At 54.7% G+C, this 19,813-nt stretch carries 14 protein-coding genes; 8 read left to right on the top strand and 6 right to left on the bottom strand.

The window, feature by feature from the left end:
- Window positions 1–4: 4 nt before the first annotated feature.
- The 3 genes from HGO37_RS16330 to HGO37_RS16320 all read right to left on the bottom strand — a co-directional run bounded on the left by HGO37_RS16330 (window position 5) and on the right by HGO37_RS16320 (window position 4,455).
- Entirely contained in the window at window positions 5–808 is an 804-nt protein-coding gene (locus tag HGO37_RS16330; RefSeq protein WP_250984237.1) for an exodeoxyribonuclease III, read from the bottom strand.
- A gap of 135 nt (window positions 809–943) precedes the next feature.
- Window positions 944–1,624, bottom strand: coding sequence for an outer membrane lipoprotein carrier protein LolA (locus HGO37_RS16325; protein WP_250984236.1), 681 nt, complete (start codon window positions 1,622–1,624; stop codon window positions 944–946).
- A gap of 101 nt (window positions 1,625–1,725) precedes the next feature.
- Window positions 1,726–4,455 carry an FtsK/SpoIIIE family DNA translocase gene (locus HGO37_RS16320; protein WP_250984235.1) on the bottom strand — a complete coding sequence of 910 codons (2,730 nt, stop codon included), beginning with the start codon at window positions 4,453–4,455 and terminating at the stop codon, window positions 1,726–1,728.
- A 167-nt stretch (window positions 4,456–4,622) separates the two neighbouring features.
- Here HGO37_RS16320 and HGO37_RS16315 point away from each other — a divergent pair, with 167 nt between their 5' ends.
- Complete coding sequence (locus tag HGO37_RS16315; protein ID WP_250984234.1) at window positions 4,623–5,171, top strand: L,D-transpeptidase family protein; 549 nt, start codon at window positions 4,623–4,625, stop codon at window positions 5,169–5,171.
- Between the two features lie 70 nt (window positions 5,172–5,241).
- Here the strand turns inward: HGO37_RS16315 and HGO37_RS16310 are convergent, their stop codons facing one another.
- Window positions 5,242–5,826 carry a CarD family transcriptional regulator gene (locus tag HGO37_RS16310; RefSeq protein WP_192490477.1) on the bottom strand — a complete coding sequence of 195 codons (585 nt, stop codon included), beginning with the start codon at window positions 5,824–5,826 and terminating at the stop codon, window positions 5,242–5,244.
- A 546-nt stretch (window positions 5,827–6,372) separates the two neighbouring features.
- Between HGO37_RS16310 and HGO37_RS16305 the strand changes: the two genes are divergently transcribed.
- A complete protein-coding gene (locus HGO37_RS16305) occupies window positions 6,373–11,130 on the top strand; it encodes an NAD-glutamate dehydrogenase (RefSeq protein ID WP_250984233.1) in 4,758 nt (1,585 codons plus the stop codon).
- Between the two features lie 158 nt (window positions 11,131–11,288).
- Window positions 11,289–12,608, top strand: coding sequence for an MFS transporter (locus HGO37_RS16300; RefSeq protein WP_250984355.1), 1,320 nt, complete (start codon window positions 11,289–11,291; stop codon window positions 12,606–12,608).
- A gap of 58 nt (window positions 12,609–12,666) precedes the next feature.
- Here the strand turns inward: HGO37_RS16300 and phaR are convergent, their stop codons facing one another.
- Window positions 12,667–13,248, bottom strand: coding sequence for a polyhydroxyalkanoate synthesis repressor PhaR (phaR, locus tag HGO37_RS16295; protein ID WP_192490479.1), 582 nt, complete (start codon window positions 13,246–13,248; stop codon window positions 12,667–12,669).
- Between the two features lie 222 nt (window positions 13,249–13,470).
- Between phaR and HGO37_RS16290 the strand changes: the two genes are divergently transcribed.
- The 3 genes from HGO37_RS16290 to bfr all read left to right on the top strand — a co-directional run bounded on the left by HGO37_RS16290 (window position 13,471) and on the right by bfr (window position 15,700).
- Entirely contained in the window at window positions 13,471–14,652 is a 1,182-nt protein-coding gene (locus HGO37_RS16290) for an acetyl-CoA C-acetyltransferase (protein WP_250984232.1), read from the top strand.
- Between the two features lie 285 nt (window positions 14,653–14,937).
- The gene (locus HGO37_RS16285; RefSeq protein WP_192490481.1) at window positions 14,938–15,249 is read left to right on the top strand and encodes a (2Fe-2S)-binding protein; all 312 of its coding nucleotides are present in this window, start codon (window positions 14,938–14,940) and stop codon (window positions 15,247–15,249) included.
- On the top strand, window positions 15,215–15,700 hold the full coding sequence (gene bfr, locus HGO37_RS16280; RefSeq protein ID WP_250984231.1) for a bacterioferritin: 486 nt from the start codon (window positions 15,215–15,217) through the stop codon (window positions 15,698–15,700). Before HGO37_RS16285 ends, bfr begins: the two co-directional genes overlap by 35 nt.
- Window positions 15,701–15,787: 87 nt before the next feature.
- Here the strand turns inward: bfr and HGO37_RS16275 are convergent, their stop codons facing one another.
- A complete protein-coding gene (locus HGO37_RS16275) occupies window positions 15,788–16,447 on the bottom strand; it encodes a YggS family pyridoxal phosphate-dependent enzyme (protein WP_250984230.1) in 660 nt (219 codons plus the stop codon).
- 188 nt (window positions 16,448–16,635) lie between these two features.
- On the opposite strand from HGO37_RS16275, the gene leuS reads away from it, so the two are divergent.
- On the top strand, window positions 16,636–19,266 hold the full coding sequence (gene leuS, locus HGO37_RS16270) for a leucine--tRNA ligase (RefSeq protein ID WP_250984229.1): 2,631 nt from the start codon (window positions 16,636–16,638) through the stop codon (window positions 19,264–19,266).
- Complete coding sequence (locus tag HGO37_RS16265; RefSeq protein ID WP_250984228.1) at window positions 19,256–19,807, top strand: LPS assembly lipoprotein LptE; 552 nt, start codon at window positions 19,256–19,258, stop codon at window positions 19,805–19,807. Before leuS ends, HGO37_RS16265 begins: the two co-directional genes overlap by 11 nt.
- The last annotated feature ends 6 nt before the right edge of the window (window positions 19,808–19,813 follow it).

Here is a 19,813-nt window from a genome sequence, read left to right as displayed (position 1 = left end):
GAGTTCAAAACTTGAAATGGGCAGTCACCGGAACGTGGTCGGATGGCCGGTTCCAGCCGCGTGCTTCGCGCAGGATCTCGATCTTGTCCAGCGATGGGCCAAGATCCGGCGATGACCAGATATGGTCCAGACGACGGCCACGGTTGGCCACATCCCATTCCTTGGCGCGGTAGCTCCACCACGTGTAAATCTTTTCGCTGTCCGGTACGTTGAGGCGCATCAGGTCCAGCCAGTCGCCTTTCTTCATCACATCCAGCAACCCTTCGGTTTCGACAGGTGTGTGGCTGACGATCTTCAAAAGCTGCTTGTGTGACCAGACGTCATTCTCCAGCGGCGCGATGTTCAAATCACCGACCAGAATGGAGGAAAGTCCCGGGCCGGCATTGGACTTCAGCACCTTCATCTCCTCGATAAAATCCAGTTTGTGACCGAATTTCGGGTTGATGCTGCGATCCGGCTCATCGCCACCAGCCGGCACATAAAAATTATGAACGCGAATCCGACGTGAACCGGCTTCCACGATTGCCGAAACATGACGGGCATCACCTACGCCACAATAGTCCTGACGGTGATCTTCGCTCAGCGGCAGCTTGGAGGCAATCGCCACGCCGTGGTAACCTTTTTGCCCGTGGATCATCACATTTTCATATCCCAGCGCCTTGAGCGGCTTCAGAGGAAACTCACCATTGGGACATTTCGTTTCCTGAAGGCACAGTACGTCGGGCTGGTAACGGACAAGAAACTGTTCAACGATCGGCATGCGCAACCGCACGGAATTGATGTTCCAGGTGGTTATCGAAAATGTCATGAATTGCTCCGCGTTCCCATGTACCGGCAAGGCCGGTAACCCTTGCGGCAGGCTTACACTATCGAACTGGAAACCTGAACAAAAAAGGCGGCCTAAAGCCGCCTTTCCATGGAACAGTGCAAAACCGCTAGCAGCTTATTTGCCGCGACGACGCACTTCATCGTAATTGATGTTGAACACACGCTTGTCAAAGTCGACACCGGTCTGAACATTAAAGATCATCACGGTTGTGTCTTTATTCTGAGTATCAGTGGTCGTCCACTGGCGCAGATCAAAGGTTTTAGGGTCAAACATCAATGTAATTGTGGCTTCACCAAAAATGCTCTTGTCGCCAAGCACGATGGTGGTGAGGTCTGGCTCTTCCTTCACGCCCTTCACCTTGTCATTGGACAGGTCGATCTTATCAGACAACAGCAGGCTGAGTGGTGTCTTGGACAGTGGGTAAATATCCCAGGTCTTCAGCTTCATATTGCCGATGACGACGTTGTTGCCATCAGAGATAACACGCATTGGTGATGGGTCTTCATAATTGAAGCGCAATTTGCCGGGCCGCTCGATGTAAAACTTGCCACCGGTCTGTTCGCCACGTGGGCCAAACTGCACAAATTCACCCATCATGGTTTTGACGGACGAAAAGTGATTGGCAATCTTCTGGGCGGTTGCGTTGGCCGGGGCCTGCGCCAAAGCAGCAACCGGCGAAAGCCCAACTGCGGCAAACACACCCGCCATGGAAACGGCCGACAACAATCCGCGACGTGTAACGCCCGGTTGTTCCAAGCCTTCATTCGTGTCACGGACCGGTGTGATTTCGTTCATATTATTCTCCTTCATCGCTCACCCAAATGCCTTGAAAAGGCGGCAGCTTCATGACGTTTCAGGTTAACAAACGTTCATGCTGCCCAAGGGGTTGCGCAGATTTATCGCTCGATGATGTCGGCTTCCGTCGGCACGAGAATTTCGCGCTTGCCGGCATGGTTCGCCGGACCGATGACGCCTTCCTTTTCCATACGTTCGATCAGTGAAGCAGCACGGTTGTAACCAATGCCAAGACGTCGCTGGATGTAGGACGTCGATGCCTTGCCATCCCGCAGAACCACGGCAACGGCCTGATCGTAAGGATCTTCCGAATCCGCAAGGTTGCTGGTTCCGGCAGGTCCACCACCGGCACCACCGTCTTCATCTTCATCGATGGTGATGGCTTCGAGATATTCCGGTGCACCCTGTGTCTTCAGATAGGCAACGATTTCCTCGACTTCATTATCCGATACGAAAGGACCGTGAACACGCTGGATACGTCCGCCGCCCGCCATGTAAAGCATGTCACCCATGCCAAGAAGTTGCTCGGCGCCCTGCTCTCCAAGGATCGTGCGGCTGTCGATCTTCGACGTTACCTGGAAGGAGATACGGGTTGGGAAGTTGGCCTTGATCGTACCGGTAATAACGTCAACCGATGGGCGCTGCGTTGCCATGATAACGTGGATACCGGCAGCACGGGCCATCTGTGCCAGACGCTGTACGGCACCTTCAATGTCCTTGCCGGCGACCATCATCAGGTCGGCCATTTCGTCGATGATCACAACGATATAGGGGATCGGCTTGAGATCGAACTCCTCCGTCTCATAGATTGCTTCGCCGGTCTGGCGGTCAAAGCCAGTCTGAACGGTACGTGTCAACACTTCACCCTTGTCCAGCGCCTGCTGAACACGCGAGTTGAACCCATCGATGTTACGCACACCGATCTTCGACATCTTTTTGTAACGTTCTTCCATCTCGCGCACGGTCCACTTGAGCGCGACAACAGCCTTCTTCGGATCGGTCACCACTGGTGACAACAGGTGCGGAATACCGTCATAGACAGACAATTCCAACATCTTCGGATCAATCATAATTAGGCGGCACTGCTCTGGGGACAAACGGTAGAGCAAGGACAGGATCATGGTGTTGATGGCAACTGACTTACCCGAACCGGTCGTACCAGCCACCAGCAGATGAGGCATTTTGGCAAGGTCGGCGATAACAGGTTCACCGCCAATGGTCTTGCCGAGCGACATGGCGAGCTTTGCCTTGCTGCCCTCGAAATCACGGCTGCCGATCAGTTCGCGCAGATAAACCGTTTCGCGGCTGTGGTTCGGCAATTCGATACCGATGGCATTACGGCCGGGGACCACGGCAACACGCGCTGCAATCGCACTCATTGAGCGGGCAATATCATCGGCAAGGCCGATAACACGCGACGACTTGATACCTGGCGCAGGCTCCAGTTCATAAAGCGTAACAACAGGACCCGGGCGGACATGGATGATTTCACCCTTAACGCCAAAGTCTTCCAGAACACCTTCCAGCATGCGGGCATTCTGCTCGAGCATTTCTTCGCTCAGCGTATGGTCACGCACCACACCCTTTGGCTCTGCCAGAAGATGAACCGAAGGAAGCTGGAAGCCATCAGGATCGATAAATGATGCCTGTGCCTCACGCATGACCCGCGCACTTGGCTGCGGACGCGTAACCTGCGGCGTTACACGCAACGGGTTTTTCTGACCATTGGCCGGGCGTGGTGTGCCTGCCACGAAGTTTTCTGCCTGCATGTCGAGATCATCATCATCGTCATCCGCAGACAGGATACCTGCAGGAAGACGGCGTTCATCGACATCAAATGGAGGCTCGTCATCCTCTTCATCACCAATCGAGATTGGCGGCGGCGCAACGACGCGACGTTCGGACTGTGCACGCGCTTCTGCACGCTGCTCGAACGAAGGTTCGGTGCGCTGTGTTATGCGGGCTGGTTGCGCTGGGGTATGACGGGCGGGTGCTTCATCCGCGACAAAATCATCGTCTTCGTCGTTGAAGTCATAAGGCTGCTCGAAATCATTGCGGAAAGACGCACGTGGTTTGATGCCGAAAATGCGGCGTGCCCGCGCCTGCGTAATGTACCAGTAGTGGGCAGCAGCGCCGATTGGCAGAATACGGTAGAGGAAACTTTCGCTATCATCCTCATCATCTTCTTCCATGTCACGCAAGCTGCGCGCCTTGCTGGTCGAGACTACGGCAGGCTTGTCGTCTTCTTCATCTTCATCGGCCTGCGCACCGGTAATGATGCCAGAGGCAAACAACAGCATCCAGGTCGCCGGTACAGCAAAAATGCAGCCGATGATCATGGCGAAGGTACCGGTAGGGTACGCACCGATGAACAGGGCTGGAAAACGCAGGATCATGTCACCGATCACTCCGCCAATGCCATTCGGCAGCGGCCAGGTGGCGGGTGCGGTAAAACAGCCAATCGCAGCGGCAGACACGAATGCACCACCAAGCCAGGCGGCAACCCGCGCCGGAATACGCCGCAGCCGTCGACCCGAGATCATGCAGAATGACCACGCCAATATCGGCAGCAAACTGACGATTGCCGACAGGCCGAAGAACTGCATCAGAAGATCGGCAAAGGCCGCACCGCTATAACCGAGAATGTTAGTCGGTTGATTCGATGTTGCGTATGACAAGCTCGGATCAGAAACGTTCCACGTCGCCAGAGCGGCAACAGCCAGCGCAAGCGCGATAAAAACAGTGAAACCAGCAAGCGCAATGATCTGACGCATCAGAAATGCGCTCAGCGCAAAGCGATGCGGACCGTCGTCCCAAGCCGGAGAATTCATTTTTCCCATGTCCTGAACCCGTAAATTCGCAGTCCCACAGGCAAGGACGCCCATAGACACAATTCCAGATGACAGGTCAAAATATCCGAAGGAGGGTTAACGTCGCATTAACCATCGAATATTTGATATGACAGCGATCTCTGGAAGTGGGGTAAATCAGGAAATCCATGGCAAAACCACGCGGCGAAATGCGCAACTACTCCAACTGTCTAGTCGTGCGACAAGCTCCCGGTCAAAAAAGCCGGGCACTTTTGCAATATTGTGGGCTGACATTTCAGGCCGCCATTGGCCGTAACGGTCGCACAGTCCTGAAAAAAGAAGGCGACGGCAAAACACCTATTGCCAGCATGCGCATTCTGGACGGCTTCATCCGCGGCGACCGTCTTAAAAATGTGCGCTCGCCTTTGAACCTGAAACGGGTCCACAAAACCATGCTGTGGTGTGACGCACCCGACCATGCCTCTTATAACCGGCCGGTTTCTGCGCCCTTCAAGGCCAGCCATGAAGAATTGATGCGACAGGATGGTCTCTACGATATCTGCATCGTTCTGGACTGGAATATTTCGACACGCAGTCGCAATCGTGGATCGGCGATATTTTTCCACCTGATCCGACCCGGATATCAGCCGACGGCTGGCTGCGTCGGGCTTAGCCTGCGTGACATGCAACGGTTGCTGCCACATCTGCGCAAAGGCATGACGCTCAGGGTTATCTAGGGTCGGAATATAGACGTAAAAAAAACCCGCCATCACTGACGGGCTTTTTTAAAGAATGAAAAAGCTGGGATTATGCAGCTTCTTCCTGGGAATCATCCGCGTCGCTTTCGTCTTCTTCAACGACTTTGCCGCGCTTTGGTCCCTTGTTGAGGTTGGTTTCAACCAGACGGACAGCTTCTGTTTCCGACATCTTGTTAACGGCAGCGATTTCGCGTGCCATGCGGTCAAGTGCGGCTTCATAAAGCTGGCGCTCGGAATAGGACTGTTCCGGCTGATTTTCAGCGCGGTACAAGTCGCGAACCACTTCTGCGATAGCGATCAGATCGCCCGAGTTGATCTTGGCATCGTATTCCTGGGCACGGCGGGACCACATGGTCCGCTTTACCTTCGCCTTGCCTTGAACAACCTTCAGCGCACGCTCAACGAAATCAGTCTCGGAAAGTTTGCGCATGCCAATGCTTACCGCTTTGGCAACAGGAACCTTGAGGCGCATCTTATCCTTTTCGAAGTCGATGACAAAAAGCTCAAGCTTCATGCCAGCCACTTCCTGCTCTTCAATAGCGGAAATGGTGCCGACTCCATGAGCGGGATATACAATCGCTTCGCCGGTCTTGAATCCGTGGCGCGCCGGAGATTTCTTCTGCTGGGTCGTCATTCGTTCTAAAAACTCCCTGTTACACACCCGGAGTTTTCTCCGGGTTCGGGTCGGTCAGGCCCGTATGAGACGGGGGAAACCGTCAGGTGACTCCATACTGATCCAATCCAGCACGCATAAAAAAACACCATCGCAATCGTAGATTCGATAACATAAAACTAGACTATGTCACGGAGACAACGTGCAAAATGATATTTGCTTTCGTGGCGGTTTCGGGCACGCAAAATGCCACTAAGTGGATCAGTTCTTTTGGTGTATCACAAAAATACGTGGAAATCAATAATTTGCTTCAATCGTGGCGAAGCGGCCACGCTTTTGGTGGCAATAAGGTGGCTTGGCCGTTAATTTCACACTGTCCACAGTGATGATTTTTCCGGCCTAAAGAGATTCGGACGCCCTTACAAACAAATTTTCAGTTTTTGGACATTTTTGCGAGATTCCGCCTCAAAACTATTCATATTTAGCGTCCATGATCGCGATTCGAAGGGCAAGAGGCCCAAAAAATCGCAAAACTGTATTGGATTCGTCGTCCGCAAGGGGGAACACATGGTCTACAGGAACAATCCCAAGAAAGAAAAACAGCTCTCTCAGGCCAGTGAGGTTGCGAAATCACTGAAAAAGCCATTCCTCGACACCGCGCTTCTTTATGGGCGTGCAAGTGCAGACGACCTTGAAAACTATTCTGCCGCCATGCTGGCAGCAACCGCAGCCCATACCTATAATGAGTTAGCCAAATGGAACGGCAAGAAACCGCATGTCGACATCAGCCAGATTGATGGCGTTTCGCCAAAGGGCGTTCCTGTCTGCATTCTGACGGTCATCGATCGCAACATGCCGTTCCTTTATGATTCCATCATGGGGGAGGTCACCAGCAACCACCGCGATCTCTATCTGGCGGTTCACCCTATTCTCGTGGCCGACAAGAAGGCCAGCGACAATTATCATCTGGCGGCAGGCGATAGCGACCCTTCAGACAGTATCAGTCTAATTCAACTGCATATCGCACCGATCGCCGCTCATGCGGCAGCCAATCTCATTGAACGGCTGCAGACCATCCTTGAACAGGTTCATTCCGCTTCCAACGACTGGAAGCCAATGCTGGCCAAACTCGACACGGCCATCAGCGAGTTGGCAGAGCGCGGTTCGGACCGTCGCAAGGCCGAGCGCACAGAGGCTGTTGCTTTTCTCGAATGGCTGCGTGACAACAACTTCACTTTCCTTGGCATGCGCGACTATACCTATTCCGGCAAGGGCAAACATGCCAGGGTTGAACGCGGCGATGAAACCGGGCTCGGCATTCTGACCAATCCGGATGTGCGCGTACTGCGCCTCGGCAAAGATGCCGTTACAACGACACCAGAAATTCTGGCGTTCCTTGATGGCCCGGATTTCCTGATCATCACCAAAGCCAACGTGAAGTCCGTTGTGCACCGCCGCGCCTATATGGACTATATCGGCGTGAAGCGTTTCGATGTTGACGGCAATGTCATTGGTGAACTACGCATCGTCGGCCTGTTTACCGCAACCGCCTACACCCGTCAGGTCAAACACATTCCGCTTCTGCGCGCCAAGGCGGCAGCGGTCGAGCGGCATTTCGGTTTCGACCAGAACAGCCACTCGGGCCGCATTCTGCAGAACACGCTGGAATCCTACCCACGTGACGATCTGTTCCAGATCGAAAATGATGTGATGGTTCGCTTCAGCGAACAGATCATGGATCTCATCGACAGACCCCGCGTGCGTGTCCTGCCGCGTATTGACCGTTTCGATCGTTTTGTATCGGTCATCGTGTTCGTACCACGTGAGGAATACAACTCGCTGGTTCGCGAAAAGATCGGTGCCTATCTCAGCCAGGTCTATGAAGGCCACGTTTCAGCTTATTATCCGGCATTCCCGGAAGGTGCGGTGGCACGCGTTCACTTTATTATTGGCCGGACCGACGGCAAGACCCCACGCATTGCCCAGGACAAGCTGGAAGAGGCCGTCAGCGATATCGCAGCCCGCTGGATCGACCATTTCGACGCGCTGGGTGAAGCCGGTGCACCGACACTGGATGTCGATCAGGCTTATAAGGAAGCCTTCACACCGGAGGAAGCCTTTGGTGATATGACCGATATCATCGCCTGCGCGGCCGGTGATGCAATTCGTATCGAGTTCTATCGTGCGGCCGGTGAACGGCAGGAACATCTGTCCCTCAAGATCTTCCATCGCGACGGCCACCTGCCGCTGTCACGCCGCGTGCCTTTGCTGGAAAACCTTGGCTTCAGCGTCATCAGCGAACGCACATTCGACATCGGCGTCGTCAAGGATGACGAAAACCGCCATATCGTGCTGCATGACATGGAGCTTTCCATTCAGAACGGCATGACGATTGACCTCGCCAAGCACGGCCAGCAGCTTGAAGACGCATTTCTCGCTGCTTTCAGCGGCCAGGTCGACAACGACAACTTCAACCGCCTTGTGCTGGCAACCGGCCTGACAGTGCGTGAAGTGTCTGTACTGCGTGCCTATGCGCGTTACCTACGCCAAACCGGCATTGTCTACGCTCAGGAGCACATTTCTGAGACGCTGTTCAAATACCCCCATATCGCCCGCGATATCTTTGAACTGTTCCGCCACGGTTTCGATCCGAAGCTGTCGGAAAAGAACCGCCCGCGCAAACTGTCTGAACTGCACAAGGCCATTGAAACCGGCTTGGCACAGGTGCCAAGCATTGATGAAGACCGCACATTGCGCCGCTACGTCAATGCCATCGATTCCACACTGCGCACCAACTATTTCCAGAAGAATGAAGACGGCACGCCAAAGGCAATGCTGGCCTTCAAGTTCGATCCGCAATTGCTGGATGGTCTACCAGACCCGCGTCCGTTCCGCGAAATCTTCGTATACGGCACCGAAGTCGAGGGTGTTCACCTGCGGTTCGGTAAAGTCGCACGCGGTGGTCTGCGCTGGTCGGATCGCGGCCAGGATTACCGCACCGAAGTTCTCGGTCTGGTCAAGGCTCAGCAGGTCAAGAATGCCGTGATCGTTCCGGTTGGTGCCAAGGGCGGTTTCTTCCCGAAGACCCTGCCAGTTGGTGGCAGCCGTGATGAAATCTTCAACGCTGGTCGTGAAGCTTACAAGACCTATATCCGCACGCTTCTGTCCATCACCGACAATATTGTCGGCGACGACATTATTGCACCCGCCGATACGCTGCGTCTTGATGGTGACGACCCGTATTTCGTGGTGGCAGCCGACAAGGGTACGGCCACCTTCTCAGATACAGCCAATGGTCTGGCTCAGGACGCCGGTTTCTGGCTGGATGACGCCTTTGCCTCGGGTGGTTCCGCCGGTTACGACCATAAGAAGATGGGTATTACCGCACGCGGCGCATGGGAAACGGTGAAACGCCACTTCCGTGAATTGAATATCGATATTCAGACGACACCATTCACCGTTGCCGGTGTGGGCGACATGTCCGGTGACGTGTTCGGCAACGGCATGTTGCTGTCGGAGAAAATTCGCTTGATCGCGGCATTCGACCATCGTGACATCATTATCGATCCGAATCCGGACACGGATGTTTCCTTCGCTGAGAGAAAGCGCCTGTTCGATCTGCCGCGCTCCAGTTGGCAGGATTACAATCGCGCCACGCTGTCCAAGGGCGCGATGATTATCTCGCGTGCGGAAAAATCTGTAACACTGACACCGGAAGCCGTCGCGGCAATCGGCATCGACAAGGCCGTGGCAACACCGGCTGAAATCATGACCGCGATCTTGAAATCGCCTGTTGACCTGATGTGGTTTGGCGGCATCGGCACCTACATCAAGGCGGCCGCAGAAACCAATACCGAAGTCGGTGACCGCAGCAATGATGCCATTCGCATCAATGCTGGCGAGGTTCTTGCCAAGGTAATCGGTGAAGGCGCCAACCTCGGCGTAACCCAGAAGGGCCGTATCGCCTATGCATTGACCGGTGGTCGATGCAACTCTGACGCCATCGATAACTCTGCCGGTGTTAATTCCTCTGACGTTGAGGTGAACATCAAGATCGCCCTGTCACCGGCGGTGAAGGATGGCAGACTGCCCATCAACAAGCGCAACCAGCTGCTGTCTTCGATGACCAGTGAAGTGGCTTCGCTTGTTCTGCGCAACAACTACCTGCAATCGCTGGCCATCTCGCTTGCCGAACGCAAGGGGCTGGAAAACCGTGAAGAACTGGGACGCCTGATGAGCGCACTGGAAGCGGCCGGCAAACTGAACCGCAAGGTAGAAACCCTGCCGAATGACGCGGAGTTCACCGAGCGCTACACCGCCGGAAAACTGCTGACCCGTCCGGAAATCGGCGTCCTGCTGTCCTATGCCAAGTTGACACTGTTCGATACGCTGGTGGCCAGCAATCTGCCTGACGACGCCTATCTGCAGCATCTGCTGGTTTCCTACTTCCCGGCAAAAATGCAGAAGAACTATGCCGGCGACATCGAAGCCCATCGTCTGCGCCGTGAAATCATCGCAACGGTACTCGCCAACGATGTTGTCAATCGTGGCGGCCCGGGCTTTGTGCAGAAACTGTGCGATGCCAGCGGTTTGCTTGCCGCTGACGTGGTGAAAGCCGCAATCATCGTGCAGGACGGTTTTGGTCTTGACCGGTTGTGGAACGCAATCGACAAGCTCGACAATGCTCTGCCGGGCGATATCCAGAACGGTCTCTATGCTCGTGTCTCGCAGATTTTCCTGGATGCGACACGGCTGTTCCTGCAGACCCAAACAATGGATGACCGCTCGATGGGCGATGGCATTGCCCGTCTCAAAGATGCGATCAAGAGCCTGCAGCCGCTGCTCGTCAAGCGTTTGCCATCGGCGGATGTTCTGGAAGAAAACGGTGTGCCAACAGAACTGGAGAAAGAACTCTCCGTCCTCGCACATCTGGTCTTCACACCGGAAATCATGCAGATCACGGAACGTGCTGGCACCACGCTGACGCGTGCGGCAGAAAGCTACGCTTCCGTGTCGACCACCTTCCGCGTGACCAGACTGTTGGAAGCAAGCAGCCGTATCATCACCGGCGACCACTACGAGAGCCTCGCCCTGTCACGTGGACAGGACCTGATTGCCTCCTCACGCCGCCGCATCGTCATCTCGGCGCTGACTGCATATCCCAAGGAAAAAGATCCGGTGCAGGCATGGTACGCGGCTGACCGCGTACGCGTGAACCGTATTGCCTCGGAGCTTTCCAGCCTGACGGATACCAGTGAACTTAATCTGGCACGGTTGACGGTAGCAGCCAGCCTGCTGTCCGATATCGCGCAGGACAAGGTCTAAAAAACAACCATGCCCGGCTCCGTCACCATGGCGGAGCCGGGCATCTTTCACTATTGAAGAGACGTACTATTATCTGATCCCTTGCCAAAACGGGGCTGCCTTTGACCGAGACTTCGATTGAGACAGCCGTCAGCAAACGCGGCATTCGCGGATGGATTATGTTTGACTGGGCAGCCCAGCCCTTTTTTACGGTTGTCACCACCTTCATCTTCGGACCCTATTTCGTATCGCGCCTCACGAGCGACCCCGTCTCTGCACAGGCAATGTGGAGCAATACTGCAACCATCTCGTCGATCATTATTGCCATCCTGTCGCCGGTTCTCGGTTCAATTGCCGACCAGTCCGGCGCGCGAAAGCCGTGGATCGCCTTTTTTGCGACTATCAAGATCGCCAGCCTGTTCATGCTGTGGTGTGCCGCCCCCGGATCGCCCATCCTGTGGCCGGTACTGTTTATGATTCTCGCCTCGATTGCCGCAGAGTTTTCAATCGTCTTTAACGATTCGATGATGCCGAGGCTGGTACCCTCACGCGAGATCGGCAGGCTTTCGAATATCGCCTGGGGGCTGGGTTATCTCGGTGGCATGATCGTTCTGATCGGCGTGGTGGCTTTGCTGGCCGCAGACCCACAAAAAGGCACTACGATCATTGGTGTGCAGCCACTCTTCGGGCTTGATCCGGAACAAGGCGAAGACGCCCGGATAACAGGTCCCATCTCGGCCGTCTGGTATCTAATTTTTGTCATACCCATGTTTCTGTTTACGCCAGATGCTCCCAAAGGCCTGGCATTTAAGACAGCGATCCGCCAAGGCATTCTAGAACTGCGTGGCACCTTGCAGGAACTGCGCAACAGACCTTCCCTGACGCGCTTTCTGATTGCACGGATGATCTATCAGGACGGCGTAAACGGACTGCTGATCTTGGGTGGGGTTTTCGCGGCCGGCATGTTCGGCTGGGCAACCATGGAAATCGGCATTTACGGCATCATCCTCAATGTCGTCGCGATTTTTGGATGCATGATTGCGAGCTCGCTCGATAGCCGTATTGGCTCCCGAACAACCATCCTGATCAGCCTCATATTGCTGCTTGTGGCGACGTTGGGCATCGTTTCAACGGAAAGAGGTTCGACCCTATTTGGACTGCTGCAATTATCGCAGGACGACAATGGCGGGATTTTTGCCACCGGGGCCGAAAAGGCGTATCTGCTGTTTGGCATTCTGATCGGTTTTGCCTTTGGTCCAGTACAAGCTTCGTCACGTTCCTATCTGGCAAGGAATGTCGCTCTGTCGGAAGCTGGCCGATATTTCGGCGTCTATGCGCTAACCGGCCGTGCCACAAGTTTCATGGCCACACTGTTTTTCTCAATCGTGACCTATGCCACGGGCTCTGCGCACCTTGGCATGGCAACGTTGCTTATCTTTCTGGTAGCCGGGCTGCTGCTGATGTTGCGCGTTCCCGACACAATCAAAACAGCCCCCTAAGACGAAACTGCTGATGAGGAATATGAGGCACCTCCCAATGCCTCATATCGCCGCTCATTCAGTGGTCGAGGCGATCCAGACGGTGCTGGATGACTTTCAACTGTGCTTTCAAATCATCGATTTCCGATGCACCAAGTCTTGGTTCACGATCGCTGGCTGGTTTGGTTGCCAGGAATGGTGAAAAAGCCTGAAGGTTCTGACGAAAATTTTCTGTATTGCGACGCACCTGTTCATCCACGGCCGGAACGGGAATATCCTTGGCAAGCGGCGTGTTACCGAAAGTGCGGTTCACCTGATCGCGAATCTGTACCTGCTGCTCCGAAAAAGACCGGAGTGACTGGTCAAGGAATGCCGGTACGAGCGTCTGCATCTGATCGCCGTAATAGGAAATCAGCTTGCGCAGGAACGATACGGGCAGCAGCGAATTTTCGGTTTTCGCTTCCTGCTCGAAAATGATCTGCGTCAGAACGGTGTGGGTAATGTCTTGAGATGTCCGGGCATCAAGAACCTTGAACTGCTCTTCCCGCCGGACCATCTGGGCCAGATCGTCAAGCGTTACATAGGTGCTGGTGCCGGTATTGTATAAACGCCGATTGGCGTATTTCTTGATGATTATCTCATCACTGATGCGCTTCGCCATTCTCGCCTCCTCACGATATAGCAAATTATAAATCTATGGTGTTTCATGCTCTCCCGTCGGCAAGTGTAAGCGCAAATGTGACGCTATGACAACAGAATTGTGCGTCGCAATAGCATAATGTGCACTGCAGTCATGCCGATTGCTTCTCAAAGCCTGCGTGAACAACATTTGACTTGGCTGATATGCTTTGACAGTCTCCGCCCTCTCAAGAGGAGACAGAGCATGACTTCCCCGTCCATCGTCATCGCCAGCGCTGCGCGCACTGCGGTAGGCTCATTCAATGGCAGTTTTGCCAACACACCAGCCCATGAACTGGGCGCAGCGGTCATAAAGGCCGTTCTGCAACGGGCAAATGTCGAAGCATCCGAAGTCGACGAAGTCATTCTTGGCCAGATACTCACCGCTGGCGCTGGACAGAACCCTGCACGTCAGGCCGCGATGAGCGCAGGTATCCCGCAGGAGGCAACCGCCTTTGGCATCAACCAGCTATGTGGCTCCGGCCTGCGTGCGATCGCACTTGGCATGCAGCAGATTGTTGCCGGTGACGCCGAGATCATCGTGGCTGGCGGTCAGGAATCGATGTCGATGGCGCCACACTGCGCGCATTTGCGCGGTGGCGTAAAAATGGGTGACTTCAAGATGGTTGATACCATGCTGAAGGACGGCCTGATCGACGCCTTCCACGGTTACCACATGGGCATCACCGCTGAAAATATTGCCCGCCAGTGGGATTTGTCACGCGAGGTTCAAGACAGCTTTGCTGTGGCATCGCAGAACAAGGCAGAGGCCGCTCAGGCCGCCGGCCGTTTTGACGACGAGATCGTGCCCTTCACCATCCAGAGCCGCAAGGCCGAGATCATCGTCGACAAGGACGAATATATCAGGGCGGGCTCCACCATCGAACTGCTTGCGAAACTGAAACCAGCCTTCGACAAAGACGGTACGGTCACCGCCGGGAACGCATCAGGGCTTAACGATGGCGCAGCAGCCGTCCTGCTGATGACGGAAAATGCAGCGCGGCAACGTGATATCCTGCCTCTGGCACGTATTGTTTCATGGGCAACTGCCGGTGTGGATCCGAGCATCATGGGAACAGGGCCGATCCCTGCCTCTCGCAAGGCGCTTGCAAAGGCGGGATGGTCGACGTCAGACTTGGGACTGGTAGAAGCGAATGAAGCATTTGCCGCCCAATCTTGCGCAGTTGTAAGGGATCTGGAACTCGATCCGGCCATCGTCAATGTCAACGGCGGCGCTATTGCGATTGGCCACCCAATCGGGGCCTCCGGTGCCCGTGTTCTCAATACGCTGCTGTTTGAGATGAAGCGCCGTAACGTCAGCAAGGGAATGGCCACCCTTTGTATTGGTGGCGGCATGGGTATCGCCATGTGTGTTAAGGCAGTGTGAGTAACGACTACAACCTTTCGTTTTATCGCCTGTGGAATTACAAACATCGCGTATTAATAACTGCGGCATTTTGTCGCAGTTATTAGAGAATTGAAAATAAGAATACTAAAATTTTTACGCTCGCTGAATTCACTAAGTAAATGAAAATACGATAAATTTTATCAAGTTTAGAATGAATCTAATTTACTGGGAAAACAATTTGACGATGCTTTTTCTTGACAATTAGCATCCTGTTTTGCTTTAAGTGCAAAAACAATATGTTGCGTAGTACGGTCTAACTTCACCATGCTGGTTTGTAGCTGCAATTACATCACTGACCACGACATCCGGGACGTCATTAACGAGCTCCTGGACGAAGACTGTTGGCAGCTCATCGTTCCTGCAAAAGTGTACCACGCGATGGAAAAACGGGGACGCTGCTGCGGCTGTTTTCCGACCGTCGTAGACCTTATCATCAAGACAACCGAAGAATACCACGCCCGTCACCACTCGACGGAAGCCGAAGTTTTTGATTTCATGTCCCGCCTGAGACAGTTCCATGATGAAAACAGGAGAGCGGACATTGAAAGGCGACAAAAAAGTCATCGAGCGGCTTAACGAGGCACTGTTCCTCGAACTCGGTGCTGTAAACCAGTACTGGCTGCACTATCGCCTTCTTGACGACTGGGGCTACACCAAGCTCGCAAAGAAGGAACGCGCTGAATCCATCGAAGAGATGCAGCACGCCGACAAGATCATCAACCGCATCATCTTCCTTGAGGGTCATCCGAACCTGCAGACCGTTGCACCGCTGCGCATCGGCCAGAACGTCAAGGAAGTGCTGGAAGCTGATCTGGCTGGCGAATACGACGCACGCGCATCCTACAAAAAGTCGCGTGACATCTGTTATGAGGTCGGTGACTACGTATCGATGAAGCTGTTCGAAGAACTGCTGATCGATGAAGAAGGTCACATCGACTTCCTCGAAACCCAACTTGAGCTTCTCGGCAAGATTGGCGAAGAAAAATACGGTCAGCTCAACGCTGATTCCGCCGACGCCGCTGAATAAGCGACAGGATACGCAAGGCTTGTGCCTTGCAAACGAAAGCCCCGGTTTTGCCGGGGCTTTTCATTTTACGGGTCTTTAAAACGATATTCAGCGCGATCCGAAGATGGCCGACCCGACCCGCACACTGGTTGCGCCGAATTCGATCGCCGTTTCAAAATCCCCGGACATGCCCATGGAAAGCTTGTTCAAGCCACACTCCTTGGCAATTTTGGCCAGCAGCGCAAAATGTGGACCTGGGTTCTCATCGGCTGGAGGAATACACATCAGCCCTTCGACGGGAAGTTTCAGCTCATCGCGGCATAAAGCTACAAATGCAACGGTTTCCCGCGGATCAATGCCCGCCTTCTGCGGCTCCAGCCCGGTATTGACCTGCACATAGAAGCGAAGTGTACGGCCCTGCTTCTGGCATTCGTCCGCCAGTGCCCGGGCAATCTTTTCCCGGTCAACGCTTTCGATCACGTCAAATAGCGCCACGGCATCGGCCGCCTTGTTGGATTGAAGAGGTCCGATCAGCCGCAGTTCAATATCAGCGGTTTCCTGCTTCAGGTCAGGCCACTTGCCCTGCGCTTCCTGGACGCGGTTTTCGCCGAAAATCCGCTGCCCGCACGCAATCACCGGCCTGATATCATCGGCATCGAACGTTTTTGAAACCGCAACAAGTGCGACATCGCCAGTCTTGCGACCGGATTTCTTGGCCGTTGTTGTTATGCGGTTATTGACCTCTGCGAGGCGTGCTTCGATTTCCATGATGCCGCTTTCATTCCTGATAATACCAGCAATTACCTAGACGCCACACTATCGAAAGCCAAGCCGCTTTGTGCCCTTTGTGTGCCAATTGCAAAGTTTGAACGCCCTGTGATGCCACCAAACTTGACGCACCGGCTGTTTCATGGTGAAGGTCAGCGCAATTTTCCCATGGATACCGGATTTTGAGAATGGCCACCGAACGTTACAATCCTCGCGATGCCGAGCCACGCTGGCAGCAGAAGTGGAACGAAGACAAGGTCTTCGAAACCGATAACGACGACCCGCGCGAGAAGTACTACGTTCTTGAGATGTTTCCCTATCCGTCGGGCCGCATCCACATGGGCCACGTACGCAACTACGCCATGGGTGATGTCGTCGCGCGCTACAAGCGTGCCCGCGGTTATAATGTTTTGCATCCAATGGGTTGGGACGCATTCGGCATGCCTGCTGAAAACGCCGCCATGCAGAACAAGGTTCACCCGAAGGACTGGACCTATCAGAACATCGCAACCATGCGTAACCAGCTGAAGTCCATGGGTCTGTCCCTGGATTGGAGCCGTGAGTTCGCGACATGCGACGTGGAATATTACCATCGCCAGCAGGCGCTCTTTATCGACTTCATGCAAAAGGGCCTGGTTCATCGCAAGCAGTCAAAGGTCAACTGGGACCCGGTCGACCACACCGTTCTTGCCAATGAGCAGGTTATCGATGGTCGTGGCTGGCGCTCCGGCGCTCTGGTTGAACAGCGCGAGCTGACTCAGTGGTTCTTCAAGATCACCGACTTTGCGGAAGATCTTCTGGAAGCGCTGGACACGCTCGACCAGTGGCCAGAAAAAGTACGTCTGATGCAGAAGAACTGGATCGGCAAGTCCGAAGGCCTCTCGCTGCGTTGGGAAACCGTGGCTGCAACCGCGCCACAGGGTTTCTCTGACGTTACCGTCTACACCACACGCCCTGACACGCTGTTTGGCGCATCGTTCCTGGCCATCTCTGCCGACCATCCGCTGGCCCGCGCATTGTCTGCCAACAACCCTGAGATTGCTGCATTCTGCGAAGAATGCCGCCGTCAGGGCACATCGCTGGCAGCACTGGAAACCGCTGAAAAGAAGGGCATGGATACCGGCGTCAAGGTCGTTCACCCACTGGACGCATCCTGGGAACTGCCCGTTTACATCGCCAACTTCGTGTTGATGGATTACGGTACTGGCGCGATTTTCGGTTGCCCGTCCGGCGATCAGCGTGACCTTGATTTCGCACGCAAATACGATCTGCCGGTTGTCGCTGTCGTTATGCCGGAAGGCGAAGATGCGCAGACATTTGCGGTTGGCGACACGGCCTATGTCGATGACGGCGTGATGATCAACTCACGTTTCCTCGACGGCATGACAACCACCGACGCCTTTGAAGCCGTTGTTTCCAAGCTGTCGGCACAGACGCTGGGCAATGAGCCACAGGCCGAGCGCAAGGTGAACTTCCGCCTGCGTGACTGGGGTATTTCACGCCAGCGTTATTGGGGCTGCCCGATCCCGGTCATTCACTGCGAAGTCTGCGGCGTCGTGCCGGTTCCGAAGAAGGACCTGCCGGTCAAGCTGCCTGACGATGTAACGTTTGACGTTCCTGGCAACCCGCTGGACCGCCATCCCACATGGCGCCACGTTTCCTGCCCGCAATGCGGTAAGGATGCACGTCGTGAAACAGACACAATGGATACATTCGTCGATTCCAGCTGGTACTTCACCCGCTTTACGGCGCCATGGGAAGACAAGCCGACAGATCCGAGGGTCGCCAACCACTGGCTGCCAGTCGATCAGTATATTGGCGGTATCGAACACGCGATACTTCACCTGCTCTATTCGCGTTTCTTTACGCGCGCCATGCGGGAAACAGGACATGTGGATGTGAAGGAGCCCTTCAAGGGCCTGTTCACACAGGGCATGGTCGTGCACGAAACCTACAGCCGTGGCGAAGGTATGAGCCGCGAATGGGTGCCGCCAGCGGACCTGCGGATTGACGAGGCCGACGGCACACGTCGTGCTTTCCTGCTGTCGAACGACGAAGAGGTCAAAATCGGCTCCATCGAAAAGATGTCGAAGTCGAAGAAAAACGTTGTCGATCCCGATGATATCATCGCGTCCTACGGTGCTGACACCGCGCGCTTCTTCGTACTGTCCGATTCACCACCTGATCGTGACGTGATCTGGTCAGAATCTGGCGTTGAAGGCGCACACCGCTTCGTGCAGCGCGTCTGGCGCATCATTGGCGAGGCTGCCGACGAACTGAAGACTGTCAAGGCGGCTCCGGCAACCGAAGGCCCGCTTCTGGCAGTGTCCAAGGCCGCGCACAAGACGCTGAAGGCAGTGCAGGAAGACCTGGACAAGCTGGCATTCAACAAGGCAATTGCCCGCATCTACGAATTGGTCAACACCATTGCCGGCCCGTTTGCCGATATCGCAGCCGGTGGCAAATCCGATGCGGACAAGGCAGCAGCACGTGATGCCGCTGAAATCCTTATTCGCATGATCGCACCGATGACGCCGCACCTGGCGGAAGAGTGCTGGACTGTAATTGGCAATGACGGCCTCGTTGCTCAAACCCCTTGGCCAGCATTCATTGCAAAGCTGGTTGAGGAAAATGAAGTCGTTATGCCAGTACAGATCAACGGCAAGAAACGTGCAGAATTGACAATCGCGCGCGATGCGGATCAAGATGCCGTCAAAGCTGCCGTGCTTGCGCTCGATGCCGTTGTCACGGCATTGGCAGGTAACGCGCCGAAAAAGATCATTGTGGTTCCTCAAAGGATTGTGAACATTGTCGTCTAACGTCTCTTCCGGATGGAGCCGCATCGCGTTCGTGGTTTGCGCAATTGTTTTGTCCGGTGCTCTCGCCGGCTGTCAGGTGCGCCCGCTGTATTCCAAGGAATCAGGCACCACTGAAAAGCTGGCATCGGTGCAGTACGCACCGGTGACTGGCCGCATTGCGCAGGCTCTGCGCAATGAACTGATCTTCAAGTCCGCTGGTGGAGCAGGTGAACCTGTGAAGCCGGAATACGAGGTGAAGCTCGTTGTGTCGTCATCGTCGACCTCGACAGAGGTAAACGACAATGACCTCTATCTGAACCTGCCGGACAATACGTTTGAAGGTCATTATCCAGGCCGTGTCGACGTATCCGCACAATATGTTCTGGTTCGCATTTCCGACCAGAAGGTCATTCGCTCCGCTACTCGGACGGTGACCTCGATGGTTGACCTTCCGCAGCAGCAATTCGCCAATATGCGTGCGATCCGTGATGCACAGGACCGTGCCGTGCGTGAAGTCGCGGAAGTGATCCGTACGGACATCGCCTCTGCACTGAGCCGTTGAGACGCC

Source organism: Rhizobium sp. CG4 (assembly GCF_023701965.1).
Lineage (GTDB): Bacteria > Pseudomonadota > Alphaproteobacteria > Rhizobiales > Rhizobiaceae > Agrobacterium.
This window is presented reverse-complemented; position numbering and strand designations above follow the sequence as displayed.

Bases quoted from the DNA above. Each gene is read 5' to 3' on its own strand.
- HGO37_RS16305 (WP_250984233.1), top strand. From the start codon at position 6,373: ATGGTCTACAGGAACAATCCCAAGAAAGAAAAACAGCTCTCTCAGGCC.
- HGO37_RS16310 (WP_192490477.1), bottom strand. From the start codon at position 5,826: ATGACGACCCAGCAGAAGAAATCTCCGGCGCGCCACGGATTCAAGACC.
- phaR (WP_192490479.1), bottom strand. From the start codon at position 13,248: ATGGCGAAGCGCATCAGTGATGAGATAATCATCAAGAAATACGCCAAT.
- HGO37_RS16315 (WP_250984234.1), top strand. From the start codon at position 4,623: ATGGCAAAACCACGCGGCGAAATGCGCAACTACTCCAACTGTCTAGTC.
- HGO37_RS16330 (WP_250984237.1), bottom strand. From the start codon at position 808: ATGACATTTTCGATAACCACCTGGAACATCAATTCCGTGCGGTTGCGC.
- HGO37_RS16290 (WP_250984232.1), top strand. From the start codon at position 13,471: ATGACTTCCCCGTCCATCGTCATCGCCAGCGCTGCGCGCACTGCGGTA.
- HGO37_RS16325 (WP_250984236.1), bottom strand. From the start codon at position 1,624: ATGAACGAAATCACACCGGTCCGTGACACGAATGAAGGCTTGGAACAA.
- leuS (WP_250984229.1), top strand. From the start codon at position 16,636: ATGGCCACCGAACGTTACAATCCTCGCGATGCCGAGCCACGCTGGCAG.
- HGO37_RS16300 (WP_250984355.1), top strand. From the start codon at position 11,289: ATGTTTGACTGGGCAGCCCAGCCCTTTTTTACGGTTGTCACCACCTTC.
- HGO37_RS16275 (WP_250984230.1), bottom strand. From the start codon at position 16,447: ATGGAAATCGAAGCACGCCTCGCAGAGGTCAATAACCGCATAACAACA.
- HGO37_RS16320 (WP_250984235.1), bottom strand. From the start codon at position 4,455: ATGAATTCTCCGGCTTGGGACGACGGTCCGCATCGCTTTGCGCTGAGC.
- HGO37_RS16285 (WP_192490481.1), top strand. From the start codon at position 14,938: ATGCTGGTTTGTAGCTGCAATTACATCACTGACCACGACATCCGGGAC.